This window comes from Catenulispora sp. MAP12-49, assembly GCF_041262705.1.
Classification (GTDB): domain Bacteria; phylum Actinomycetota; class Actinomycetes; order Streptomycetales; family Catenulisporaceae; genus Catenulispora.
Genome location: NZ_JBGCCP010000046.1, coordinates 35,221 through 60,342, shown reverse-complemented (window position 1 = coordinate 60,342; position 25,122 = coordinate 35,221). Strand labels below are relative to the sequence as shown.

The following is a 25,122-nucleotide window of genomic DNA, read 5'->3' as shown; positions in this document are numbered from 1 at the left end:
TCAGGCTTCTGATAGACCGCCGCCGCGCGCCGCGGCTAGGGCCGCGAGGCCGGCGACACCGTCCGCGCGGGGTCGCGGACCACGAACTCGCCGAGCACGTCGTCGATCTGCTTCAGCACCTCCGCCGGCAGCTTCACGCCCGCCGCCTTGACGTTCTCGGTCACCTGTTCCGGACGCGAGGCGCCGATGATCGCCGCCGAGACGTTCGGGTTCTGCAGCACCCACGCCACGGCCAGCTGCGCCATCGACAGCTCCACCGACTCCGCGATCGGCTTCAGCCGCTGCACGGCCTCCAGCAGGCCCTGGTTGCCGACCAGGTCGCGCATGACGTTGGCGCCGGAGTTCTCGTCGGTCGCCCGCGAGCCGGCCGGCAGCTCGGCACCGGGCAGGTACTTGCCGGTCAGGATGCCCTGGGCGATCGGGGACCAGACGATCTGGCCCACGCCCAGCTCCTCGCAGGTCGGGACCACTTCGGCCTCGATGACCCGCCACAGCATCGAGTACTGCGGCTGGCTGGAGATCAGCTGGATCTTCAGCTCGTCGGCCAGGGCCTTGGCAGCGCGGATCTCCGAGGCCTTCCACTCCGACACGCCGATGTACAGCGCCTTGCCGGAGCGCACGACGTCGGCGTAGGCCGTCATCGTCTCCTCCAGCGGCGTCGAATAGTCGTACCGGTGCGCCTGGTACAGGTCGACGTAGTCCGTCTGCAGCCGCTTCAGCGAGCCGTTGATCGACTCCATGATGTGCTTGCGCGACAGGCCGCGGTCGTTGCGGCCCGGGCCGGTCGGCCAGAAGACCTTGGTGAAGATCTCCAGGCCCTCGCGCCGCTCGCCGGTCAGGGCCCGGCCCATCACGGCCTCGGCCCGGGTCCCGGCGTACACGTCGGCGGTGTCGAACGTGGTGATCCCCGCGTCCAGGGCGGCGCGCACGCAGGCCAGCGCACCGTCCTCCTCCACCTGCGAGCCGTGGGTGATCCAGTTGCCGTAGGCGATCTCGCTGATGACCAGGCCGGAACGGCCGAGATGACGGAATTCCATGAGGTAACCCTACGACCGGTCCTCCAGGAGTTACAGGCGCAGCGTTAGAGGCGGATCAGGCCCGCCTGCACGGCGGCGGCCACGGCCGCGGTCCGGCTGTCCACCCCGAGCTTGCCGAAGACGTGCACCAGGTGGGTCTTCACGGTCGCCTCGCTGATGAACAGCTTGCGCGAGATCTGCCGGTTGGCCAGACCCGCGGCCACCAGCTCCAGGATCTCGGCCTCGCGCTGGGACAGCGTCGGCCGGCCGGCGCGCACCCGGCCGAGCAGCCGCGCGGCCACCGGCGGCGCCAGCACGGTCTCCCCGCGCGCGGCGGCCCGCACGGCCGCGGCCAGCTCCTCCGGCGGCGCGTCCTTCAGCAGGTAGCCGGTGGCCCCGGCCTCGACCGCGGCCAGGATGTCGGCGTCGGTGCTGTAGGTGGTCAGGATCAGCACAGCCGGCGGGTTCGGACGCGCGCGGATGCGGCGCGTGGCCTCGATCCCGTGCATGCCCGGCGCCATCTGCAGATCCATCAGGACCAGGTCGGGAGCCGGCGCGCCCTCGGCCTCGGCGCGGTCCAGCAGGCGCAGGGCCTCGGCACCGTCGGCGGCCTCGCCGACGCGCTCGATCTCGGGAAGGTCGTCCAGGACCGCGCACAGGCCGCGGCGGACGACCGGGTGGTCGTCGACGAGGAGGACTCGGATCATCGGATGGCTTCCCGCCGCATCGGCAGCGCCACCGCGACCGCCGTCCCCTCGCCGAGTGCCGACTCGATCGTCAGCGTCCCGCCGAGCTCGGCGATCCGCTCGCGCATCCCGTGCAGCCCGAAGCGGGGCCTGCCGTCGTCGCGCGCGGCGCCCTCGGAACCGGTGTCCTCGAAGCCGGCGCCGTCGTCGAACACGTCCAGCGTCACCTGGTCGTCGTGGTAGGCCAGGGTCACCGCCGCGTGCGCGGCCCCGGCGTGCCGCTCGACGTTGGCCAGCGCCTCCTGGGTCGTGCGCAGCAGCGCGACCTCGGTTTCCATCGAGACTGTGTAGGGCTCTCCGTCGAGCCGGAACTCCACCCGCGGATAGCCCGCGGCGACCCGGCGCAGCGCCTCGGCGAGCGTCGAGCCGTCCAGGGCCGGCGGCGTCAGCCCGGCCACGAAGCGCCGGGCCTCGGCGAGGTTGGCGCTCGCCGTCTGCCCGATCTCCCGGACCCGCGCGGCCGACTCCTCCGGCAGGCCGCTCTCGGCGCCCCGGGCCAGCAGCACGATGCTGGACAGGCCCTGCGCCAGCGTGTCGTGGATCTCCCGGGCCAGCCGCTGCCGCTCGGCCAGCCGCCCGGCCTCCCGCTGCGTGGCCGCCAGTTCGGCCTGCGCCCGGACCAGCTCCTCGAGCAGCCGCTGGCGCCGCCTGCTCTCGCGGTACATCCCCACATACCCGTACGCCGTGAGCACCGCCACGATCGCGCCCGCGCACGGCCCGACCACCTTCGCCACGGTGAGGCCGCCGCTGGTCGTGGCCTGCGTGGCCACCACGGTCGCGGTCATCGCCGCGACAGCGATCAGCGACCAAGGACGCGGCAGCAGGTGCAGCACCAGGAAGTACAGCGGGAAGACGACCCATGCGGTGGTCGGCGAGATCACCACCAGCGCGGCCCACAACGCCACGACCGCCGCCAGCCACCACAGCGAATTCGCACGCCGCGTGTCGGCGTGCCCCGCGACGCCGAGCGCGTACACCGCCGCCAACGCCGCACCGACCAGCCACGCCACCGGCCGTCCCGAGCCGGCCAGCCCGACCAGCAGCAGGGCGTAGAAGAGCCCGTGCAGCCCCAGCAGCAGAACGTGCAGCGCCGGCATCCGGGACGGGTGCGGCGCGCTGCCGAAAGCGCTGCCCAAAGCACTGCCGGAAGTGCTGTCGGATATGTCTGCTGAACTGCTCATTTGCCGCCAAGTCTACGGTCCGTCACGCCCGGTTCCGGCCGGTCCGGCATCAATCCTTCGGTTGATCCGCGGCCAACCTTCTCCGCGATGGCAGGAGCGCCCGCGCTCGCCAGGCTGGAAGGCATCCTGATCCACCGACGGAAGGCAGCACCGTGTTCGTCGCCGTGCGCGACATCCGCTTCGCCAAGGGCCGGTTCACTCTGATGGGCGCCGTCGTCGCCCTTCTCACCGGCCTGGTCCTGTTCCTGTACGGCCTCACCGGGGGCCTGGCCGCCGACTCCACCTCCGCGCTGAGCGGGCTCCCGGCGCGCGCCGTGGTCTTCGGCGGTCCGGCGGTGTCCTTCAGCGACAGCGCCATCACCCCCGCGCAACAGGCCGGATGGCAGACGGCGGCGGGTGCGCAGCCGTTCGGCGTGTCCGTGACGCGGCTCGCGACGGCCGCCGACGGCGGCGGGGGAGCGGCGACCTCGGTGAGTGTGGTCGGAGTCGCTCCGGCACAGCAGCCGCCCCCGCTGTCCGGTCACGCGCCCGGCCCCGACGAGGTCGCGGTCGGCGCCAAGCTGGCGGCCGAGCAGGGCCTGCACCCCGGATCGCCGGTCTCGGTCGGCCCGGTCCGGCTCACCGTGTCCGGCATCACCCCGGACCGGTCCTGGGGTCACGCCCCGAGCGTCTGGACCGACGAGCCCACCTGGCAGCACATCGCCGGCGCCACCCAGCCGGTCGCCATGACGGTCCCCGGCACCGGAGCCGACACCAAAGCGCTCGACGCGGCACAGCACACGAAGACCGTCGGCCTGGACGCGGCCAAGGCCGGCATCGACGGCTACTCCGCCGAACAGGGCAGCCTGACGATGATCCAGGGCTTCCTGTTCGCGATCAGCGCCCTGGTCGCGGGGGCCTTCTTCACGGTCTGGACGGTCCAGCGCAAAGCCGACATCGCCGTACTGAAGGCGATCGGCGCGAGCAGCGCCGCCCTGGTCCGCGACGCCCTCGGCCAAGCCCTGATCCTGTTGCTCGCCGGGGGCGCGGTCGGCGCCCTGGCCGGCTCCGTCGGCGGCGTGCTGCTGCGCAGTTCCGGAACCCCGTTCGCCCTGGACGCCGCCACCGTCGCCGTCCCGCTGGCCGCGATGGTCGGGCTCGGCCTGGCCGGGGCGGCGCTGGCGGTCCGCCGGATCGTGGCGGTGGACCCGCTCACCGCGCTGGGAGCAGCCCGATGACCCTCGCCCTGACCGACGTCACCCTGACCTACCCCGACGGCGACACCCGCCTCACGGCCCTGGACCGCGTCACGCTCACCGTGGCCCGCTCGGAGTTCGCCGCCGTCGTCGGGCCGTCCGGCTCCGGCAAGTCCACGCTGCTGGCCGTCGCCGCGACCCTGCTCACCCCGGACGGCGGAACGGTCGTCATCGCCGGCCGGGACGCCGCGGAGCTGTCCCGCGCCGAGCGGGCGCGCCTGCGCCTGGACCGGATCGGCATCGTGTTCCAGCAGGCGAACCTGATCCCCGCGCTCACCGCGTCAGAGCAGCTCGAAGCCGTCGGACGGCTGCGCGGCGACCGGCCCGGAGCGGCCCGCGAGCGGGCCCGGGACCTGCTGGCCGCCGTCGGGCTCGACGCGGCCAAGCAGCGGCGCCGCCCGCACCAGCTCTCCGGGGGTGAGCGCCAGCGGGTGAACATCGCCCGGGCGCTCTACGCCGAGCCGGCCGTCCTGCTGGTGGACGAGCCCACCTCGGCCCTGGACCACGAACGCGGCGCGCAGGTCCTGGACCTGCTGGTGGCCGTCACCCGCGAGCACGCCACGGCCACCGTGCTGGTCACGCACGACACCGCGCTGCTCGCCGGGGCCGACCGCGTGCTGCGGATGGACGACGGGAGATTGACGGAACAGTCGGAAGTGCCGGAAGAGTCGGAAGAGCCGGAGGGTCCGGCTAGAACTTCTCGCCGCGCTTCAAGCGGGGCTTGGGCATCCGCCACTTGCGGAACTGCATCGACCGCATGAGCGAGTACCACCCGATGCGACCCAGGTCGGCGTCGGGGAAGCGCTTGCGCGCCTCCTTCTTCACCCCGCGCACCAGCAGCACCGAGTCGAACACGATGGCCACCAGCATCACCAGCCACAGCACCACCGACAGCAGCGCCACCGAGGGCACCGAGGCCACGACGAACAGCAGGACGGCGAAGATGATGAAGAACTCCGCGATCCGGAACCGTGAGTCGACGTAGTCGCGGGCGAACCCCTTGACCGCGCCGCCGTGCTGGCGTTCGGTGGCCGCGGCGAAGTCGGCCTGGCGGGCCTCCCGCTTGGCCACCTTGGGATTGGCGTTGACGCCGGACAGCCGCTGCTTGCGCGCCAGCTCGGCCTCACGCCGGGTCGGCGTCGGGCGGTTCTTCTTGGCCTGGGCCTCGTCCAGCAGGGAGATGTTCTCCTGCTCGGAGGCGGCCTGCTCGGCCTCGTCGGTGGATTTCTTCTTCCGGAACACGTGAAGACTCTAAGGCCACGCCCCCGCGACGACGAAGCCACGTCATCGCCATGACGTTCAGCACCGCGAAGCCATGACCTTCAGTAGGTGCCGTGAAGGGGTGGCGCGCCGTATGGTAAGTCCTGACCAGGACAGCATCGTTGGACGACATTCAGGGCGATTCGCATCGGCGGGTCCCGTCGGACACATGAGGACTTGAAGGGGGCGCGGCAGAGCCCATGAGTGGCGTCATGAAGCGCATGAAGTTGATCTTCCAGGCCAAGGCCAACAAGGCGCTGGACAAGTACGAGGACCCGCGCGAGACGCTCGACCTTTCGTACCAGAAGCAGCTGGAACTGCTGCAGAAGGTGCGCCGGGGCGTCGCCGACGTGGCCACCTCCCGCAAGCGCCTGGAGCTGCAGATGAAGCAGCTGCAGGACCAGTCGGACAAGCACGAGACCCAGGCCCGCCGGGCGCTGGAGGTCGGCCGTGAGGACCTGGCCCGCGAGGCCCTGTCCCGCCGCGGCGGCATCCAGCAGCAGATCACGGACCTGCAGACGCAGTACGCGCAGCTGCAGACCGAGGAGGAGAAGCTCACCCGGGCCTCCCAGTCGCTGCAGGCCAAGGTCGACGCCTTCCGCACCAAGAAGGAGACGATCAAGGCCACCTACACCGCGGCCGAGGCGACGACCCGGATCGGCGAGGCCTTCTCCGGCATCTCCGAGGAGATGTCCGACGTCGGCATGGCGATCCAGCGCGCCGAGGACAAGACCCTGCAGCTGCAGGCCCGCGGTTCGGCCATCGACGAGCTGCTGGCCTCCGGCGCGCTCAACGACCCGACCGGCATGGCCAAGGACGACATCACCACCGAGCTGGAGCGCCTGTCCTCCGGTTCGGACGTCGACAACCAGCTCGAGGCCATGAAGCGCGAGCTGTCCGGCGGTCCGTCGGCCAAGCAGATCGAGGCCGGCAAGAACGTCGGGAACGCGTCCAACGACGCCGTCTCGGACGCCGAGGAGGTCCGCAAGGAGGGAGAGGCGCGATGATCGTCCGCATTCTCACCGAGGGCCAGCTCGAGGTCCCGGACAGCGCCATCGACGAGCTCAACGAGCTGGACACCAAGGTCCTGGACACCTGCCAGGCCAAGGACGAGGCGGCGTTCCGCGAGGCGCTGGACACCCTGCTGGCCCGGGTGCGCGAGATCGGCACCCCGATCCCGCTGGACCGGCTCGTGGAGAGCGACTTCGTGCTCCCGATGGCCGACTCCACGCTGGACGAGGTCGAGGCGATGATGTCCGAAGAGGGCCTCATCCCCGGCTGAGCCACCCGGACGGACGCACCACCCCCGCTGGTCCCGACCGCCGCCGCCCCGGACGCCATCCCGGCTCCGGTGTGGCGGCGGTCTCTTTCGGCTCTCCGGCGGCCGGCGAGGGGAACCTCTCAAGTGCCTTTCGCGTTGCATCGGATAACGGACCGGTCGACCGGTCGGTCCACAGGTTGATTGACGCCCGACAGGGAGAGACCTCCAGTGGCAAGGACCCGTTTCGCGCCGGACCGGCAGCTGACATCGCGGATGGTCATCGTGATGTTCCTGCTGGGCCTGGTCTACGTCGCCGCGATCGGCGTGGCGGTGGCCCTCGCCCCGAAGGGCCTGCTCGCGATCATCATCATCGCCATCGGCGCGTTCTTCTTCGCGCAGTGGTTCCTGTCCGACAAGATCGCGCTGTTCTCGATGAACGCCAAGATCGTCCAGCCGAACGACTCCGCCGAGGCGCACCGGCTGCACGCCGTGCTGGACCGGCTGTGCGCGCTGGCCGACATGCCCAAGCCGCGGGTCGGCCTGGTGGACACCGACGTGCCCAACGCCTTCGCGGCCGGGCGCAGCCAGAAGAACACCGTGGTCTGCGCGACCACCGGCCTGATGCGCAAGCTGCCCGACGACCGCGAGCTGGAGGCCGTGCTGGCGCACGAGCTCTCGCACGTGGCGCACAAGGACGTCGCGGTGATGACCATCGCCTCGTTCCTGGGCATCCTGTCCGGCCTGATCACCCGCATCGCCTTCGAGATGGGGCTGTGGGGCGGCTTCTCCGGCGGCCGCGACCGGGATGACGACGACAGTCCGGCGGCGGTGCTGTTCGCGGTGCTGATCGTCTCCGGGTTGACCTACGCGCTGTCCTTCCTGCTGATCCGCGGCCTGTCCCGGTACCGCGAGCTGGCCGCCGACCGTTCCGGCGCCCTGCTCACCGGCAACCCGTCGGCGATGAGCAACGCGCTGCAGCGGATCACCGGCGACATGGCCATGATCCCGACCCAGGATCTGCGCAAGCAGCAGGCGTTCAACGCCTTCTTCTTCACCCCGGCGATCAAGGGCGCGAGCGTGTCGAACCTGTTCGCCACCCACCCGACCCTGCAGGTCCGCCAGGAGAAGCTGGCGAAGCTGGCCGTCGAGATCGGCCGCTGACCCCCGGCGGTACCCGCGGACGCAGAGCCCTTCGTCGCCGCGCACCCTCGGCAGACCCCGCGCCTGTCGGACCTGAAGCTTCCCAGCATGCGAGCTGAATGCGTCCGACAGGCGTCGCGCATGCCCGCATCGGGAAGAAACCCCATTAGTCACGGGGATCTGCACAAGACGATCACGATAAGCGAACGGACCGCGGGACCTCCCGCGGGGACCGCCGCGGACAAGGCAAGCTGGTAGCCATGGGATTCCTGGACACGCTGCTCGGTCGGACCAAGCCGGTCAAGCCGGACCTCGACCAGCTCTTCGGCCTGCCCTCGGCAGCCCTGACCCTGCAGGCGGCTACCAGCTTCCGTCCCACGGGTCTGGGCTCGGTGTGCTTCAAGCGCGCCGAGGGCCGGGCCTTCGACGACGTCGAGTCGGACATCACCACGCTCCTGGCGGCCGGCAACGGCCCCAAGGTCGAGGCCCGCGACGACTCCTACGGCTACACCTGGCTGGTCTCGCACCACGAGCCCGACGACACCGCGGGTCTGGTGACCGACCTGCACGCGGTGAACAGCTCGCTGCAGGACACCGGCTTCGGCCCGCAGCTGCTGTGCTCCCTGGTCTCCTTCACCGACGACCGGGACCGCCGCCTGGCCCTGGTGTACCTCTACAAGCGCGGCACCTTCTACCCCTTCGCGCCCCAGGCCGGCGAGCAGCGCGACGGCGCGCTGGAACTGCAGATCAAGGCCCTGCTGGGAAACGACCTGCGTCTGGAGCAGGACCTGAGCCGCTGGTTCCCGGTGTGGGGAGCTCCCGGGCTGTAGAAGTAAACAGGTTGGCTGTCTCAGGAAGTTGTGACACGGTTGTTGCTCTAGTCACCGGACCGTGACCGAACGACCCCGCTGTTGGTAGTAGCCTTTGCCCGTGCACGCGGCGGACAGCGGGCACGCGACGGTCGGGTCTGGTCACGGCGAGCGGACGAGAAGACTTGCGTTTCGATCAACTTCAGGCCGGTTCGGCCGGATCCGGCGTCGGCGCCGGTTCGACCGACGGCGACGGGCCGAAGGGCCAGGGGGCGGCTGTGGGGGCTTCGGAGGACGGCGGCGGGCAGGGCCCGGCCGACGGCGCTCCGATATCCGACGCCCCGATATCCGGGGAGACCGCGCCGGCGGTCGCGGAGCCCGCCAACCCGGCTCAGCAGAGCTCTGCGGTCGCCGCGGTGGCTGTCGCGGCGCCGGTGTTCGCGATCAGCGACATCATCCGTTCGGCCGCGGATCAGGCCAGCGCCACGTGGAAGCCGGCAGGGGTGCCGACCCAGCGGCGGGAGAGCCCGGCGACGCCGTTCCGGACGGTCGCCGCGCCTGCCGGTCCCAGCGGTCCTACCGCGCCTACGAAGCCGGATTCCGCCGGGGACACTGCGCCCACTTTGCCCACTGCGTCCACTGCGCCCGCGCCGCTTGCCGTTCCGGAGCAGCCGGCTCCCGCAGGCGCTGGATCCGTCGCACCCGCCGTGTCGGAGCCTGCTGACACGATCGCTTCCGCGTCGGTGCACCGTCCCATGCTCGCCCTGCCTGCTCCGGCCCGTCCGGTCGATGCGGCGATCCCGCCTGCGTCGCCCTCGCCTGCGCCTGCTGACGATGCGCCCACCAGCCTCACCCCGGTCGTCCCCGCCGCCGGGTCCTCGTTCCCTGCGACGACGAGCGTCCAGGCCGAGACCGAGCGGGCCGTCGCCGAGGCCACTGACACGGCCACCAAGAGGGCCGACACCCGCAACGGCGCTCTTATCGACGCCGATGCCGACGCCGAGGACGCGCACTGGCCCGGCGCCCGCCGCCAGATAGCCCTCCTGACCATCATCGTCTGCCTCCTGATCCTCGCGGTGCTCGTCGGCCACCGCTGGCTGCCCGACGTGATGGGCTTCGGCTCGCTCGTCGACACCTTCCTGCCCTGGACCGCCGCGCCGCTGCTGCTGGCGCTGCCCGCGGCCCTGCTGAGCCTGAAGAAGTGGGCCATCGGCATCGCGCTGCTGACCTGCGCCGTCTGGGCCGGCAGCTTCGGCTCGACGCTGCTGCGCTCCGGCGGCACCGCGCCGGGGGACATCAGGGTCCTCAGCCAGAACGTCTCGGCCGTCGACGACGGCACCCCCGACCTGTCGGGCGTGGCCGAACTGGCCGAGCAGCGCGGCGCCGACATCGTCGTGCTGCAGGGCCTGTCGAAGAACGTCCAGCTGGCCGACCAGGCGGTCCCCGCGCGCTACGGCTACCACATCGCGATGTACGAGTTCGTGGTCTGGTCGCGCTTCCCGATCGGCGCCCCGCAGCCGGTGGACCTCGGCGGCCGTCCGGCCGACCAGGGCCAGAGCGGCTTCGCGGCGGTCAACAGCACCTCCGGCGAGTTCGGCGGACTGCTGCGCTTCACCGTCGACCTGGGCCAGAACCGGCAGGCCACGGTCTACGCCGTGCACCTGCCGCAGCCCTCGCTGTCGCACGACGGCTTCGGCACCGCCCGCGGCGACGCGCTGGAGCAGCTGGTGGACGACGTGCAGGCCGAGACCTCGCCGAACCTGATCGTGGTCGGCGACCTGGACGTGGCCCAGACCGACCGGGCCATCCGCCCGCTGCTGGCCTCCGCGACCGGCCTGGTGTCGGCGCAGGCCAAGGCCGGGTCCGGGTTCGGGTTCACGTGGCCGGCGACGTTCCCGGTGGTGCGGCTGGACGACGTGCTGACCCGCGGGCTCAAGCCGGTGGCCAGCGTCGTGCTCCCGGCGGTGGGGTCCAAGCAGGCGCACCGGCCGATCGAGGCGGACCTGAAGTTCTGAGCGGGCCGGACCTGTGGTTCTGAGCGGGTCCGACCTGAAGTTCTGAGCGCGGCGGATGTTAGGGATTGTCCCTTAATCCTTGAGCCACTGAGGTTTCCCAGCCCGGCTGATCAGCGTACTGAGCGCCGTCGCCGGGCCCGCCGCTCGATGAGCTTGCCGTATTTCAGGGTGCCGACGATCTCGATCCGCAGGGGCCGGACATCCGAGGGATCGGCGCCGTAACGCCGCCGGCGGTCGCTGCGGTCCCCGCGGTCCCCGCGCAGCCGGACCTTGGCGAAGGCCAGGGTCAGGTTGTCGATGTCGAGCTCTATGCCGGGCCCGGCGATGATGATCAGCTTGCCGAGGCGCATGTCGGCGTCGATCCGCAGGGTCCGGTGGTTGATGACGGCATCGGTGAAGTCCAGGATGACGTCGCACATCTTCGGCCGCAGCTCGATGCGGCCCGGGACCACCCAGGGCCCGGTGCGGGCGTACTGCCCGCCCTTCTGCTCGATGACGAGCACGTCCTTGGCCGGCGCCGCCCCGATGCCCGGGCTGCTGGCCGCGGCCGGGTCCACAGGCAGGTCGGAGGTGAGCTCCGCCAGCTCCCCGAGGGTGCGCGCGGTCAGCGCGGACTCCAGCCGGGCGTCGAGCTCCTCGGCGGACAGCCGGCCGTCACCGGCGGCGATCCGCAGCCACTCGACGACCTGGTCCCGGTCCGCGTGCGAGGCTCGCAGGTCGGGCTGCTCCGTCATGCTCCCCACGCTAGCCCACAAGCGCCGTCGGGCGCCTCATAGCGGGCGTGCGGGGTTGATCCGGGCGGTGCGCCGTTCCGGCATTGCCGGCCGCCCCGAGGGACGGCCGGCTGCGCCGTGCGGAGATCGCCCGGATGCGGATCCGGAACGGAGTCCGGGTCAGGCGGTGGCGGCGAGCAGCGCCTGGCGCTGCCGGTCGCCCAGCCCGCCGATGCGGCGGTTCTCGTCGATCTCCGCGTCCGCCATCAGCTTGGCCGCCTTGGCCGGGCCGTAGCCGGGCAGCGACTTGATGAGGGCGGTCACCTTCGTCTTCTTGACCATCTCCTCGCCCTTGGCCGCGCGGTCGAGCACCGCCTTCAGGGACAGCTTCCCGGCCTTGACGTCGGCCAGCATCTCCGAACGGGCACGGCGCACTTCCCCGGCCTTGGCCAGAGCGGCCGCGCGCTGCTCGGGGGTCAGTGTCGGAAGAGCCATGGAACTTCTCCTTGCCTAGTACGGTCACGGCCCGCGACGGCGCCGGAGCCGTGGCCCATAATGGCGGATCCCGGCGACAGATCACAGCTCAGGGGTGGGGGAAGCGTCCCATGTCGGCCGAGGTGAGGCCGTTCGAGGCCGGCGGAGGGGGCCCCGAATCGGGCGAAAGCGTCTCATTGGTGACCAACGTGCGGGTGATCCGCGGCACAGGTGTCATTGACCCGAACGAGGCATGAGACCGACACCCGGCGGGTAGCCGGAGTCACGCTGGGCCATTGCGGACCCGCGCGACACGCACTCCGCAAGCACTGCTCGCCAAGCGCGCGAAAGCCTCCGAGCCCTGCGAAAGGTGCAGATCAAGCATTCCGGTCGCCCGCCCGGCGCCCCGCCGGCGCGTCGCGAACCGGCCGCCCGAGCCGGCGCGGCGGGTCGCTGCGCGGCTCCAGAGGGCTCGCTGAGGGGCCTGAGACGCGCCCCGGGTGTGGGAGGCCGCGGATGGGTCCGAAAGGGCCTGCGGGGCGGCCCGCACGGAGAGGGTCCCGGGGGAGGTCATGTGGCGTAAATACGACGATTGGCCGCTCTGGTCGCATTCACCCGAACCGGTGACCCGCGGCCCTACTTCAGAAGCGCGGCGACCGTCCACAGGCCCGCCATGGAGGCGACGGTGGAGAAAATCACGGCATTGCGGGCGAAGACGGTGTCGAGGGCGTATTCGCTCGCATAGATGAACACGTTCTGCGCTGTGGGCAGAGCGGCGCAGAGGGTGACGGCGAGGACGTCGTGCGCGGGGAGGTCGAGGACGTAGTAGGCCAGGAGGTAGGCCAGGACCGGCTGCAGGGCGGTCTTCAGGGCGATGGATATGGTGGTTTCGGCGAGAAGGGACTTCTTGGTCCGTTCTTCGCCGAGAACCGGAGCCGCGGCCTTGTCGACGCGCAGGGACATACCGAGCGTTATCAGCGCGATCGGCACCGCCGCCCCGCCGAGCAGGCTGAGCGCGCTGCTGACGTCCGCCGGCACGTGGAAGTGCGTCCCCGAGACCAGCGCCCCGAGCGCCGAGGCGATGATGATCGGATTGTGTACCGGCAGCAACGCTATGCTCCGCAACCGTTGCCGCATCCCCGGCGAAGCCTCGCCGCGCAACCCCATGAGCGTCAGCACGATCGGCGTGACGAGCACGGTGTTGAACAGGATCACGGTCGACAGGAAGACCGCGTTTCCCAGCACCTGAATCGCCACCGGGATGCCCAGATTCGCGGAGTTGACGTACCCGGACGCCATCCCGACCACGGCACCGTTCGAGACGTCGCGCTTGAAGACGCGCGTACCCAAGGCCAGCCCGAGCCCACAGCACGCGAGCGAACTGACACCGAACGCCACGATCGAGGTGTTGGCCAGCGCGTGCAGATCGGATCTGGCCAGCATCCCGAACAGCGAGGCCGGCATCGCCACCCGGAACACGAACCGCCCCAGCACCGCCTCCACATCCGCCGCCCCGGCGCCGACGAGGTTGAACCGGGCGGTGAGGTAGCCGAGGGCGGTGAGCAACCAGATGGGTATGAAGGCGCTGAGCACGGCGCCACCGTACCGAGTCGGGGGATTGCGGTTGCGGGCGGTGTGGTAGGGATCGCAGTGCGGGTTCGGGGGCTACGCTTCTTCGTCCGCCCGGGCGAGTTCCGCCAGCGCGCCGAGTGCTTGCGTGAAGCACTCCATCGGCGGCGTCACCAACCCGGCGCCGACCTGCCCGGTCCCGGCCACCCGGCCGGCCATCCCGGTGTTGATCTGCGGCAGCACCCCGGTCCGCACGACCCGGCTGACATCGATCCCGGTCGGCGTGCCGCGGAAGTCGAGCGCCGGCACGGTGAACGCGGGGTTCTCGGCCAGCGTGATCTCGTACATCAGCCGCGTGGTCGCCACCGCGCTCGCCGCCGTCCCGCCGACCAGCCGCGCGATCGCCGGCGCGGCCGCCATGGCGAAGCCGCCGACTCCGGCCGTCTCCGTGATGGCCGAGTCGCCGATGTCGGGATTGGCGTCCTCGGGGCCGTAGCCGGCGAGGAAGAGCCCTTCGGGGGTGTTCGCCGGCGCGGTGAACCAGCGGTCCCCGGTCCCCGAGGTCTGAATCCCGAAATCGGTCCCGTTGCGCGCCATCACGGTCACCACCGTGCTCCCGGCGATCCCCGAGGCCGCCTGCCCCGCGAGCTTGCAGGCGGGCATCACGAGGTTGAGGAAGAAGTGGTCGTTCCCGGAGACGAAGCGCACCACATCGGCCAGTTCCCGGCCGTCCTCCCCGCCCTCGATCAAGGACGGCAGCAACTCCCGCAGCAGCATGAGCGTGCCGGCCCGGTTCCGGTTGTGCCCCTCGTCGCCCATGTGCAGCATCTGCGCGACGACGGCCTTCACGTCCACCGGCCCCCGCCGCCGCACGGCCCGCTGCAGCATCGGCCCCAGCACCCCGGCCATCCACCGCAGCCGCTCGACGACCTCCGGCCCGAACGCGCCGTATCGCAGGACCTTGCCGAGACCCTCGTTCAGGCTGCACCACGAGGTCCCGCCGCCGACCGGATCCCGGACTTCGAACAGCCACATACTGGGCGAGACGACGCCGGCCATCGGCCCGACGCCGCCGTGGTGGTGGCAGGGGGCCAGCTCGGGGGCGGTGGTGGTGCTGGAGTGCTTGGCGGAGGTCTTGGCGGCGGTCTTGGCGGTGTTGCTGTCGCGGCCGTCGGCGCGGCTGATGTCGATGCCGATGTCGCCGTCGCCGTCGCCGGCCGCGCCGAACCAGGCTTCAGCTTCTTCCGGCGTCTCGACCAGCCCTTCGAACAGCGCCGCCCCGATCAACGCGCCCCGCATCGGCCCCGACGCCCGCCCCCACCCGATCGGAGGCCCGGCGTGCAGGAACTGCCCCGCCGCCAACCCGAGCACCTCCCGAGCCGGCCGCACGTCCACCAACTCGCACCCGGCCGCCAGCATCCGCCGCACCGCCAGCGCGTTCGCCTCGGCCCGCCGCCGGTCCACCGCGACATCGGCGAGATCACCCTCGGCCCCGACCGGCGGCGGCCGCCAGTCGACCCGCGTCACCGGCACCCCCTGCGCCGCGAGATCGTCGGCGAAGCCCGCGACGCCCGCCGCGACGACGTGCGTGGGCGCGAGGCGGGCGATCGAGGGGTCGGTGGCTTCAGACATCGCGAGACCGGATTCTTCGAGCAGTGACATCGACGTCCTGACAGTCGTAGTGATCGGCGTAGATGATCGGCGGCCCAGGTGATCGGCCCAGGGATCGGCCCCAGGGATCAGGGCCGCTCAGCAGCGCCGTCCGGCAGCCCGCTCAGGGCCAGCCGCGCAGCCGCCCCCGCAGCCTCGGCGTTCGACAGGAAAACCCAAGCGCCCGCCCCGGCCAGAGCCTCGGCCTGGCGAGCCAACCCCTGCGGATCCCCGGCCGTCCCGCACACCGAGACCGCCACGGCCAGCTCCGGCCGCCGCTCCCGCGCGGCAGCGATCGCCGCCGCGATCTCGGCGGCCGGATCCGCGTGCGCGCCCCGGCCCAACACGACATCGAGCAGCAACACGCCGACCCCGGCGTCGTCGGCGGCATCGGCCACGGCGCGCAGGCGCAGGGTGTTGTCGATCATCGGGTGCGGGCGGCCGCGGGTGTAGGTGTCGTCGCCGAAGTCGGTGAGGTCGAAGGTGAAGGGGGCGGTTTGCGGTTCTGTGCTTTCCTGCGGTTCTCTGCTTTCCCCCGCCCCCCACCCACCCGATTTTCCGTTGTCGATCTTTCGCCCGCCGGCACGCGTCAACGCCACCTCAGCCTCGGCACGCGTCAGCACCACCTCTGCCTCGGCGCGCAACGTTCCGCCGCTGAACAGCCCGCGGACCGTCGGGGCCCGGCCTTCCGCGGCATCTTCGGCTCCCGCCCACTGCGGCCAGGCCGGCGGCACCTCCCTGCCGAGGGCGGTCAGGATCCGTTCCGCCGACTCGGTCAGGGTGGGGTGCTCGGTGCCCACGAAGGCGAAGTGGACTGGTTTGCCGAGGGTTGCCGCGTGTTCTTGGATGCGGGTCGCGATGGCGGGGTGCGGTGGTTTGGAGACCACTGCGATGAGTTCTGTTTCCGGGTCTTCGGCGAGTGCTGTGAGCGCCGCCAGGGTGGAGCGGCCCGCCACCTGCTCGGTCAGGTCGCGGCCGCCCACGCCGAGGCAGTGGTGGATTCCGGTGTTCGCGGCGTCGAGGAGCGCCATGAGTTCTTGGGCGCCGGTGCCGGAGGCTGCTACGAGGCTGATCGGGCCCGGGCGCGTGATGTTCGCGAAGGCCAGGCCGGTTCCGTGGAGGACGACGGTGCCGCAGTCGGGGCCCATGACCAGCAGGCCGCGTCGTCGTGCTTCTTCTTTGAGGCGCACTTCGTGGTGGATCGGGATGTTATCGCTGAAAATGATCGGTGATGCGCCGTTTTCCAAGGATTCCATGGCTTCGGCGACGGAGGCAAGGCCCGGGGTGGAAATCAGGGTGATGGGTGCACTCGTTCGGCCTAGTGCGGCGGCTGTGGTGCGCGGGGCGGGGTGGTTCGGGCCGGAGTGTCCGGGGGCTGTGATGGAGCCTCCGGGCTGTCCGTCCGGCGAAACCAGCGGGGCCGCCGGGGTGAGCGCGTCCGCCAGGGCGTGCAGCGCCGCCGTCTGGCAGGCCTCGTCGTCGCTGGTGAGGGCCACGATCAGGTCGCCGGGGCCGGCCTCGGGCCGCGCCGCGTAGCCCAGTTCGGCCAGCAGCGCGGCGTTCAGTTCCGTCGCCATCGCCACCAGCACGCGCTCGACGCCCGCCACCCCGCCGACCGCGCGGCCGGCGAGCATCAGGGTCACCGAGTCGTGGTACTCACCGCGCCGAACCTCGACGTGTTCGACCGGTCCGCCTCCCACTGGCACCGACACCGGCATCGATCCTTTCCGCGAGGGCCTGTCGCGACGCTAGACCTCGGGGCTACTGTCCGGGCATGGGCAATCCTGACAAGGACGGCGCCAGAGCTTCGCAGATATCCACATCGCCAAGCCAGGCGGCCGAGGCGAACGGGGGACGGCGGGTGGCGGAGCCGATGACGGGGCCGATGACGGAGCCGGAGGTGGAGGCGGACGTGGAACCGATTGCGGCGTCGACGGCGGGACGGACCGTGGAACCGATCGCGGGACCGACTCCAGGACCGACCACGGGACCGATCGCGGGACCGACCTCGGGACCGACCCCGGGAACCAGGCCCGCCGACCGCGGAACACCGGTCGGCGCCACCCCCATCGGCCTCACCGTCACCCAGGCCCTGGCCCTGCCCGCGCTGGCCGGCGCCCGCATCGTCGCCGGCCACGCCGGCCACGGCCGCGTCGTCGAGCGGGTCAACGTGATGGAGGTCCCGGACATCCTCCCGTGGGTCAAGCCCAAGGAGCTCCTGCTCACCACCGGCTACCCGCTGCGCCACTCGCCCTCGCCGCTCACCGAGCTGATCGGCGACCTCGACCGCGCCGGCCTGTCCGCGATCGCCATCAAGCCCCACCGCTACCTCGGCGGCCTCCCGCCGGAGCTGCTCGCCGCCGCCGACGCGCTGGGCTTCCCGGTGATCGAGCTGCCCGAAGGCGTGGCCTTCGACGACATCCTCACCGACGTCCTGTCCGACGTCCTGGACCGCCAGTCCGCGGTCCTGGCCCGGGCCGACCACGTCCACCGCTCGCTGGCGCAGATCGCGCTGGAAGGCGGCGGCCTGGCCGAGCTCACCGCCGAGCTCGCGCACATCCTCGGCGGCCCGGTGCTGGTCACCACGCCCGACGGCCGCATCCTGGCCGAGTGCGGCGCCGAGGCCGTCCGCGACCTGCCCTGCTTCGACGCCGCGGCCGGTCCCGACACCTGCCACCGGCTGCGCACCGAGGCCGAGCAGCCCGGCCTGACCGCGCACCACGGGACCCAGCACGCGCTGGTCCCGATCCTGGCCGGCCGCGTCGACCACGGCCGCCTCGTCGCCTTCGCCGGGCGCCGGGCCTTCGACGCCGCCGACCTCGCCGCGCTCGAACGGGCCGCCACCGTCGCCGCCCTGGCCGTGGTCAAGCAGCTCGCGGTGGCGGCCGTGGAGGACAAGTACCGCGCCGACTTCCTCAGGGACCTGCTGACCGGACGGCTGGAGGACCCGCAGTCGGCCGCCGCCCACGCCGCGACGCTGGGCTGGGACATCGGTCCGGGACGGGCATCGGGCGGCGGCGCTCAGGCAGGCGGGGCTCGGGCGAACACCACCTACGCCGGCTCCGCTCGGACAGGTGGCGCTTGGGCAGGATCCGGCCAGGCAAGCGGCGCCCACGCCAGCTCCGGCCAGGCAGGCGGCTTCTACGCCGGGTCCGCGCACTCGGGTCCTGGCCAGGCAACCGGCGCCCACACCGGCTCGGCCCACGCGGGCTCGGGCCCCGCCCGCGCACCCGGCGTCCCCAACCCCGACCCCCGCCACCTGGTGGTCCTCGTCGCCGAACTCGACCCCGGCCAGTCGGTCCTCCCCGCTTCCCAGCACGCCCTGCGCCCCGCCCGCGAGCGCTTCGCCGCCGCCTGGCAGACCGTCGTCGCCTCGCGCGACCGCACCAACGCGGTGGCCGGCTTCAACCAGGAGGTGGTCGTCGTCCTGAAGACCGGCGACGATCCCGACCACCTGGTCAGGAGCCTGATCGCGGAGGTCTCCGGCACCGGCGGGGGCGGGCGCCGCACCTTCTCCACCGGCGTCTCCCGCCGGGTCGCGGCGGTCGCCGACCTGCCCGCCGCCTACGAGGAGGCGCGCCGAGCGGTCCGCATGGGACGCCGCCTCAACGGTCCCGGCTCGGTCGCGCACTTCGACGCCCTCGGCGTCTACCGCCTGCTCTCCCTGGTCCCCGACCCCGACGAGCTGCGCGACTTCGCCAGCCAGACGCTCAAGGGCCTGGCCGCCGACGGCGATCCCGACGCCGAGGACCTGCGCGCCACCCTGGAGGTGCTGCTCGACACCAACCTGAACGTCGCCGAGGCCGCGCGCCGCCTGCACTTCCACTACAACACCCTGCGGTACCGCATCGGCAAGATCGAACGCCTCGTCGGGCCCTTCATGGAGCGGCCCGATCTCCGGCTGGATCTGTCGGTCGCGCTCCGCATTCTTCATATGCGAGGTCTGTGACCAGGGCCGGGCAATGGCGCGACCTGCAAAGTTGGTAACCCACCAGTACTTGTGACCCCCGTCACACCGTGGCTACAGTCCGCCCCATGAGATTGGGCTGGCGGGTCGCATACGAAGGCAAGACTCCACCACCGGGCTCGGTCGTCCGCCCCGACGAGCGCCTGTCCTGGCCGCGCACCGTGGGCCTGGGCGCGCAGCATGTCGTCGCGATGTTCGGCGCCACTTTCGTCTTCCCCCTGGTCATGGGCCTGAATCCGCAGCTGGCGATCATGATGAGCGGGATCGCCACGATCTGCTTCCTGCTGATCGTCAAGAACAAGATCCCCAGCTACCTGGGCACCTCGGCGAGCTTCGTCGGTGCCGTGGCCGCGATCCGCGCGCAGGGCGGCGACGACCAGCAGGTCACCGGGGCCATCCTGGTCGCCGGCGCGGTCCTGCTGGCCGTCGGCGTCCTGGTCCACTTCCTCGGCGCGCAGGTCATCCACGCCGTGCTGCCCCCGGTGGTGACCGGGGCCGTGGTGCTGCTGATCGGCTTCAACCTGGCGCCGGTGGTGGCGGACGTCTACTGGCCGCAGGACCAGTGGATCGCGCTGATCACCATGGTGTTCGCGATCGGGATAATGGTCGGCGCCCGCGGGTTCCTCGGCCGGATAGCGATCTTCGTCGCGCTGGTGTTCGGCTACCTGCTGTCCTGGATCGTCGACCGGATCTTCGGCAGGATCACGTCCTACGACTCCGGCGCCGGCCACGACACCACGCACTGGCGCGTGAACTTCGACGGCGTGAAGTCCGCCCGGTGGATCGGCTTCCCGGACAAGACCAGCGGCACCGGCGCGCACCAGGTCGCCGGCTGGCACTTCCCGGAGTTCAAGTGGGCGTTCATCCTGCTGGTGCTCCCGGCGGTGATCGCGCTGGTCGCCGAGAACACCGGGCACGTCAAGGCGGTCGCCGAGATGACCGGCGACGACCTGGACCCCTACATGGGCCGCGCCATCGCCGCCGACGGCTTCGGCACCGTCGTGGCCAGCACCTTCGGCGGCTCCCCGACCACCACCTACGCCGAGAACATCGGTGTCATGGCCGCCACCCGCGTCTACTCCACGGCGGCCTACTACGTCGCCGCGCTCGTGGCCATCCTGTTCGGCCTCTCGCCGAAGTTCGGCGCCCTGATCGCGGCCACCCCCGGCGGCGTCCTGGGCGGCATCACCGTCGTGCTGTACGGCATGATCGGCCTGCTCGGCGTGAAGATCTGGACCGAGAACCGGGTGGACTTCGGCAACCCGCTGAACCTGGTCCCGATCGCGGCCGGCGTCATCATCGGCATCGGCAACACCAGCCTGAAGTTCACCGACGACTTCTCCCTGTCCGGGATCGCGCTCGGCACGATCGTGACCATCGTCTTCTACCACGCGGCCCGGCTCATCGCCCCGGCGTACCTGAAGGCGCCGCCGGCCGTCGCGGACGGCCCAACGGACGTATCGGGTCCTGCGGGCGGGGTACAAGCCCAGGAATGACAGCGCAGGAGTGACAGCGATAGGCAGGCAGGACGCCGGCGGCATGCCCGGGGTGAGAATTCCTTGGGCAAGTTCAGCCAGCGATCGCGGCGGCGTTCGGCAGAAGTCGACGTCGCCGCGACCCTTTCGGCGAGAAGAGGATGCCTCCATGAAGCCCCCGCCGGTGGTGTATCACGGCCCGGACACGGTCGACGAGGCCGTGCGGTTGCTGGCCGAGCACGGTGCGCACGCCAAGGTGCTGGCCGGCGGCCAGAGCCTGGTTCCGATGCTGAACATGCGGCTGACGGCGCCGGCCCGGCTGATCGACGTGAACCGGCTGGACGAACTCGCCTACGTGCGCACGGACCTGGAGGGCGTCCGGGTCGGCGCGCTGGCCCGGCACGCGGACGTCGAGCGCGCCACGCACGCCTTCGAAGCCGTCCCGCTCTTACGCCAGGCGGTCCGGACGGTCGCGCACCCGACGATCCGCAACCGGGGCACGACCGTCGGCAGTCTCGTGCACGCCGATCCGTGTGCTGAGATGCCCGCCGTCCTGGCCCTGCTCGACGGCGAACTGCTGCTGCGCTCGGAGCGCGGCGGGGAACGGGTCGTCAAGGCGGCCGACTTCTTCGTCGGGCCCATGGAATCGGCCTGTGAGCAGGACGAACTGGCCGTCGAGGCCTACTTCCCCAAACCGAGGGGCCGCACCGGCACCGACTGGCGGGAGATGTCCCGCCGCCATGGCGACTACGCGATGTGCGGCGTCGGGACCTCGGTCCGGGTCGACGAATCCGGCGCCGTGGCCTCCGCGAAGGCCGTGTTCATCGCGATGGGCCCGGTCCCGGTGGTGGTGGACGTGACCGGCGCCGACTGGACCGCCGCCGCCGAACACGCCGCCGACCAGCTCGAACCCGAGGACGACATCCACGCGAGCGCCGAGTTTCGCAGGCACCTGGCACGCGTCCTCACCGCGCGATCGCTGAAGGCCGCGTACGAGGCGGTGGCGCCGTGAGCGAACAGCTGCATCAGGTCACTGTCACGGTCAACGGCGTCGCCCGCCGCGCCGAGGCTCCGGCCCGCCGACTGCTGGCGGACTTCCTGCGCATGGACCTCGGACTGACCGGCACGCACCTCGGCTGCGAACACGGCGTCTGCGGCGCCTGCACCGTGCTGCTCGACGGCGTCCCGGTCCGCTCCTGCCTCATCTTCGCGGTCTCGGTCGACGGCCACGCGATCACCACCGTCGAAGGGTGCTGCGACGACGGCGGCGAACTCGGCCCCGTGCAACAGGCCTTCCAGGAATGCCACGGCCTGCAGTGCGGCTTCTGCACCCCCGGCTTCATCACCACGATCTCCGCCTACCTGGAGGAGAACCCCAAGCCGACCGAAGAGGAGGCGCGCGAGGCGATCGGCGGGAACCTGTGCCGCTGCACCGGTTACCAGAACATCGTCGCCGCAGTGCTCCGCGCTGCCGAAATCAAGCGTGAGCGGGAGGCGCCGCATGAGTGACAAGCTCGTCGGCCAACCGTTGGTCCGTAAAGAGGATCCGCGTCTGCTGCGAGGCGACGGCCGCTATGTCGACGACCTCGGCCGAGGCGCCCTGGCCGCGGCTTTCGTCCGCAGTCCCGTCGCGCACGCGCGCATCGCAGACATCGACGTCACCGACGCGCTGGACGTCGAAGGCCTCGTCGCCGTCTACACCCACGAGGACCTGCCCGGCCGCGTCGCCGAACCGCTCCCGCTGCTGATCCCGCACCCCGACCTCAGCCATCCCCGCACCCCGTACTGCCTGGCCAAGGACGAGGTGAACCACGTCGGCGAGGCCGTGGTCATGGTGGTCGCGACCGACCGCTACCTCGCCGAGGACGCGGCCGAGCGGATCGTGGTCACGTACGAGGACCTGCCGCCGGTGGTGGGCATCGACCAGGCCAGGGCGGCGCAGCGACTCGTGCACGACGAGGTCCCGGGCAACATCGCGGCGCGCAGCGTGCAGACCAACGGCAAGGGCGACGCGCACGAAGCCATCGCCGCAGCCCCGCACCGGCTGGCGCTCGACCTGCAGATCGAGCGCAGCGCCTCGATGCCGATGGAGGGCAAGGGCGTCCTGGCGCACTGGGACGCCGATGACAGAACCCTGCGAGTCCACACCTCGACCCAGACCTCGACCAGCGTCCGCCTGGCCGTGGCGGCCAAACTGGAGCTGCCGCCGGACCGCGTCGAGGTGATCACCCCCGACGTCGGCGGCGGGTTCGGGGTGAAGATCGTGCACCCCTGGCCCGAGGAGATCCTGGTGCCCTGGGCGGCGATGACGCTCGGCCGGGACGTGAAGTGGGTCGAGGACCGGCGCGAGCACTTCATCTCCAGTGCCCACGAGCGCGGGCAGCAGCAGCACGTCGAGGTCGGGTTCGACGGCTCCGGGCGGCTGCACGGGCTCAGCGTCGAGATCTGGCACGACAACGGCGCCTACGTGCCCTACGGCATCATCGTGCCGATCGTGACGTCCACGCAGTTGCTGGGGCCCTACAAGGTCGGCGCGTACCGGGTCGAGTTCACGTCGCTGTACACGAACACAGTCATCGTCACGCCCTACCGGGGCGCGGGACGGCCGCAGGGCGTGTTCGCGATGGAGCGGACCATGGACGCCATCGCCGAATACCTGGGCCTGGACCGGCTCGCGGTGCGCGAGGCCAACCTGATCCAGCCCGAGGAGATGCCCTACGACCAGGGTCTGGTGTTCCAGGACGGACGCCCGCTGATCTACGACTCGGGCGACTACCCGACGATGCTGCGGATGATCCGCGACCTCGTCGGCTGGGACGGCTTCGAGGCCGAGCGCGCCGCGGCCGCCGCCGAGGGGCGCCGGATCGGGATCGGGATCGGGGCGTACGTCGAGGGCACCGGCATGGGGCCGTACGAAGGCGCCCACGTGAAGGTCGAGACGACTGGGGAGATCGTTGTCTCCACCGGGCTCACCACCCAGGGCCAGGGCCACTACACCTCGCTCGCGCAGATCGCCGCCGACGTGCTGGGGGTCGGCGTCGGCGACGTCACCGTCATCACCGGCGACACCCGGCGGTTCAAGTACGCGGTCGGGACGTTCGCCTCGCGCGCGATCGTGACCAGCGGCAACGCCGTGGCGATCGCCGCCGGCAAGGTCGCCGACAAGGCGAAGCGGATCGCGGCGGCGGCGCTGGGCGGCGGTACCGCCCCCGAGGACCTGGAACTGGTCGAGGGCACGGTGCGGCGCCGCGACGACCCCGCCGTCTCGATCGACCTGCGCACCGTCGCGGTGCTGTCGAACCCGCTGCGGTACGCCTTCGACGAGGCGGCCAAAGCGGCCACGCAGTTCGCCGCGGCCGTCGGCACCGGCGACGAGCCGGGACTGGAGGCCATCGGCTACTACATGCCGGAGCGCTCGACGTTCGCGGCCGGGGCGCACGGCGTCGTGGTCGAGACCGATCCGGAGACCGCCGATATCAAGATCCTGCGGTACTGCGTCGTGCACGACTGCGGCGTGGTGGTGAACCCGCGCATCGTCGAGGGCCAGGTGCACGGCGGCGTCGCGCAGGGCGTCGGGGGAGCGCTGTACGAGCGGATCGTCTACGACGACGCGGGGCAACTGGTGAACGCCTCCTACATGGACTTCCTGATCCCGTTCGCCACGGAGGTGCCGCACATCCAGACGGCCCACATGGTCACGGCGTCGGGAGTGAACCCCCTGGGGTTGAAGGGCGCCGGCGAGGCCGGGGTCATCCCCACCTCGGCGGCGGTCGCCTCGGCGGTCGAGGACGCCGAGCGGCTGGCCGTCCGGCGCATGCCGATCTCGCCGAGCGAGCTGTACGAGCTGCGGAAGCTGCACGAGACGCGGAAGTCGCGGAAGGAACAGGTGAGCGCGTGAAGGTCTCCGGGAGCGCGGTCCTCAACGCCGACGTGGGGCGGGTCTACGAAGCGCTGACGGATCCACGGACCCTGGCCGCGGCGATCCCCGGCTGCGAGCGGCTGGAGCTGGTCGCCCCCGACGTGTACGACATGGTCGTCACGGTCGGCGTCGGCTCGATCAAGGGCACCTACAAAGGCCGCGTCGAACTGGCCGACCGGGCCGCGCCGCGCTCGTTCACCCTGCGCGCCTCCGGCGCCGGCGCGCCCGGGACGGTCTCGGCGGAGTGCCGCATGCTGCTGGTCGACGAAGCAGCCGCCCGCACCCGCGTCGAGTACGACGCCGACGCGGTGATCGGCGGCGTGGTCGGCGGCGTCGGGCAGCGGATGCTCGGCGGGGTGGCCCGCAAGCTCGCGGGGCAGTTCTTCCACGGGATGGACGGGCTGCTGACGCGCGAAGGCGCCGGAGCGGCTGAAGCAATTGAAGCGGTCGGGGCGGCCGGGGCGGCCGGGGCGGCCGGCCGGCAGACCGAAGCGGTTCCGGCCGCCGCGGTGGTGCGCCCGGCCGCCGGACCGGTGACGGCCTACCCGATCGCGGCGCCGCCCGGACCGCTGAGCTCATCGAATGCCGGAGCGACCCTCGCCGGAGCGGCCGCGGCGCTGAGCGGCGTGGTGCTCGGGTACCTGATGGGCCGCCTGAGCGGCCGACGGGGGCCTCGATGAGCGCCGGCGGCA

General features: G+C 71.6%; 22 protein-coding genes. 13 read left to right on the top strand and 9 right to left on the bottom strand.

Annotated elements, in window-relative coordinates:
* Positions 1-35: 35 nt before the first annotated feature.
* From ABIA35_RS44160 to ABIA35_RS44150, 3 genes are read right to left on the bottom strand one after another with little or no spacing between them, the layout of a single operon-like run.
* Entirely contained in the window at positions 36-1,037 is a 1,002-nt protein-coding gene (locus ABIA35_RS44160) for an aldo/keto reductase family protein (protein ID WP_370340750.1), read from the bottom strand.
* A 44-nt stretch (positions 1,038-1,081) separates the two neighbouring features.
* A complete protein-coding gene (locus ABIA35_RS44155; RefSeq protein WP_370361977.1) occupies positions 1,082-1,723 on the bottom strand; it encodes a response regulator in 642 nt (213 codons plus the stop codon).
* On the bottom strand, positions 1,720-2,943 hold the full coding sequence (locus tag ABIA35_RS44150; RefSeq protein ID WP_370361976.1) for a sensor histidine kinase: 1,224 nt from the start codon (positions 2,941-2,943) through the stop codon (positions 1,720-1,722). The genes ABIA35_RS44155 and ABIA35_RS44150 overlap by 4 nt, the downstream gene beginning before the upstream one ends.
* Positions 2,944-3,095: 152 nt before the next feature.
* On the opposite strand from ABIA35_RS44150, the gene ABIA35_RS44145 reads away from it, so the two are divergent.
* Together ABIA35_RS44145 and ABIA35_RS44140 are read left to right on the top strand one after the other, a co-directional pair.
* The gene (locus ABIA35_RS44145) at positions 3,096-4,160 is read left to right on the top strand and encodes an FtsX-like permease family protein (protein ID WP_370361975.1); all 1,065 of its coding nucleotides are present in this window, start codon (positions 3,096-3,098) and stop codon (positions 4,158-4,160) included.
* On the top strand, positions 4,157-4,939 hold the full coding sequence (locus tag ABIA35_RS44140) for an ABC transporter ATP-binding protein (protein ID WP_370361974.1): 783 nt from the start codon (positions 4,157-4,159) through the stop codon (positions 4,937-4,939). Before ABIA35_RS44145 ends, ABIA35_RS44140 begins: the two co-directional genes overlap by 4 nt.
* Here the strand turns inward: ABIA35_RS44140 and ABIA35_RS44135 are convergent.
* Positions 4,869-5,420: a DUF3043 domain-containing protein gene (locus ABIA35_RS44135; RefSeq protein WP_370340759.1), complete on the bottom strand. Its 552-nt coding sequence runs from the start codon at positions 5,418-5,420 to the stop codon at positions 4,869-4,871. The two genes, ABIA35_RS44140 and ABIA35_RS44135, sit on opposite strands and share 71 nt — an antisense overlap.
* Positions 5,421-5,638: 218 nt before the next feature.
* On the opposite strand from ABIA35_RS44135, the gene ABIA35_RS44130 reads away from it, so the two are divergent.
* The 5 genes from ABIA35_RS44130 (at position 5,639) to ABIA35_RS44110 (ending at position 10,663) form a co-directional block, all read left to right on the top strand.
* Complete coding sequence (locus ABIA35_RS44130) at positions 5,639-6,445, top strand: PspA/IM30 family protein (RefSeq protein ID WP_370340761.1); 807 nt, start codon at positions 5,639-5,641, stop codon at positions 6,443-6,445.
* Positions 6,442-6,720 carry a hypothetical protein gene (locus ABIA35_RS44125; RefSeq protein WP_370340763.1) on the top strand — a complete coding sequence of 93 codons (279 nt, stop codon included), beginning with the start codon at positions 6,442-6,444 and terminating at the stop codon, positions 6,718-6,720. The genes ABIA35_RS44130 and ABIA35_RS44125 overlap by 4 nt, the downstream gene beginning before the upstream one ends.
* A 207-nt stretch (positions 6,721-6,927) precedes the next feature.
* Positions 6,928-7,860 carry a zinc metalloprotease HtpX gene (gene htpX / locus ABIA35_RS44120; RefSeq protein WP_370340764.1) on the top strand — a complete coding sequence of 311 codons (933 nt, stop codon included), beginning with the start codon at positions 6,928-6,930 and terminating at the stop codon, positions 7,858-7,860.
* A gap of 239 nt (positions 7,861-8,099) precedes the next feature.
* Positions 8,100-8,669 (top strand): hypothetical protein, encoded by a 570-nt coding sequence (locus ABIA35_RS44115; protein WP_370340766.1) that lies wholly within the window; start codon positions 8,100-8,102, stop codon positions 8,667-8,669.
* 164 nt (positions 8,670-8,833) lie between these two features.
* A complete protein-coding gene (locus ABIA35_RS44110) occupies positions 8,834-10,663 on the top strand; it encodes an endonuclease/exonuclease/phosphatase family protein (RefSeq protein ID WP_370361973.1) in 1,830 nt (609 codons plus the stop codon).
* 110 nt (positions 10,664-10,773) lie between these two features.
* Here the strand turns inward: ABIA35_RS44110 and ABIA35_RS44105 are convergent, their stop codons facing one another.
* The 5 genes from ABIA35_RS44105 to ABIA35_RS44085 form a co-directional block, all read right to left on the bottom strand.
* Positions 10,774-11,397 (bottom strand): DUF1707 domain-containing protein, encoded by a 624-nt coding sequence (locus ABIA35_RS44105; protein WP_370361972.1) that lies wholly within the window; start codon positions 11,395-11,397, stop codon positions 10,774-10,776.
* A gap of 159 nt (positions 11,398-11,556) precedes the next feature.
* Complete coding sequence (gene mihF, locus ABIA35_RS44100; RefSeq protein ID WP_370340771.1) at positions 11,557-11,871, bottom strand: integration host factor, actinobacterial type; 315 nt, start codon at positions 11,869-11,871, stop codon at positions 11,557-11,559.
* Positions 11,872-12,486: 615 nt separating this feature from the next.
* Positions 12,487-13,443: an AEC family transporter gene (locus ABIA35_RS44095; protein ID WP_370361971.1), complete on the bottom strand. Its 957-nt coding sequence runs from the start codon at positions 13,441-13,443 to the stop codon at positions 12,487-12,489.
* 72 nt (positions 13,444-13,515) lie between these two features.
* The gene (locus ABIA35_RS44090) at positions 13,516-15,051 is read right to left on the bottom strand and encodes a DUF1116 domain-containing protein (RefSeq protein WP_370361970.1); all 1,536 of its coding nucleotides are present in this window, start codon (positions 15,049-15,051) and stop codon (positions 13,516-13,518) included.
* A 107-nt stretch (positions 15,052-15,158) separates the two neighbouring features.
* Positions 15,159-16,781 (bottom strand): FdrA family protein, encoded by a 1,623-nt coding sequence (locus tag ABIA35_RS44085; protein ID WP_370361969.1) that lies wholly within the window; start codon positions 16,779-16,781, stop codon positions 15,159-15,161.
* A gap of 62 nt (positions 16,782-16,843) precedes the next feature.
* Between ABIA35_RS44085 and ABIA35_RS44080 the strand changes: the two genes are divergently transcribed.
* The 6 genes from ABIA35_RS44080 (at position 16,844) to ABIA35_RS44055 (ending at position 25,110) form a co-directional block, all read left to right on the top strand.
* Positions 16,844-19,018 carry a PucR family transcriptional regulator gene (locus tag ABIA35_RS44080; protein ID WP_370361968.1) on the top strand — a complete coding sequence of 725 codons (2,175 nt, stop codon included), beginning with the start codon at positions 16,844-16,846 and terminating at the stop codon, positions 19,016-19,018.
* A gap of 86 nt (positions 19,019-19,104) precedes the next feature.
* Positions 19,105-20,532: a uracil-xanthine permease family protein gene (locus ABIA35_RS44075; RefSeq protein ID WP_370340780.1), complete on the top strand. Its 1,428-nt coding sequence runs from the start codon at positions 19,105-19,107 to the stop codon at positions 20,530-20,532.
* A 148-nt stretch (positions 20,533-20,680) separates the two neighbouring features.
* On the top strand, positions 20,681-21,523 hold the full coding sequence (locus ABIA35_RS44070) for a xanthine dehydrogenase family protein subunit M (protein WP_370361967.1): 843 nt from the start codon (positions 20,681-20,683) through the stop codon (positions 21,521-21,523).
* On the top strand, positions 21,520-22,020 hold the full coding sequence (locus ABIA35_RS44065) for a (2Fe-2S)-binding protein (protein WP_370340784.1): 501 nt from the start codon (positions 21,520-21,522) through the stop codon (positions 22,018-22,020). The genes ABIA35_RS44070 and ABIA35_RS44065 overlap by 4 nt, the downstream gene beginning before the upstream one ends.
* On the top strand, positions 22,013-24,409 hold the full coding sequence (cutA, locus tag ABIA35_RS44060; RefSeq protein ID WP_370361966.1) for an aerobic carbon-monoxide dehydrogenase large subunit: 2,397 nt from the start codon (positions 22,013-22,015) through the stop codon (positions 24,407-24,409). Before ABIA35_RS44065 ends, cutA begins: the two co-directional genes overlap by 8 nt.
* Complete coding sequence (locus ABIA35_RS44055; RefSeq protein WP_370361965.1) at positions 24,406-25,110, top strand: carbon monoxide dehydrogenase subunit G; 705 nt, start codon at positions 24,406-24,408, stop codon at positions 25,108-25,110. The genes cutA and ABIA35_RS44055 overlap by 4 nt, the downstream gene beginning before the upstream one ends.
* Positions 25,111-25,122 lie beyond the last annotated feature (12 nt).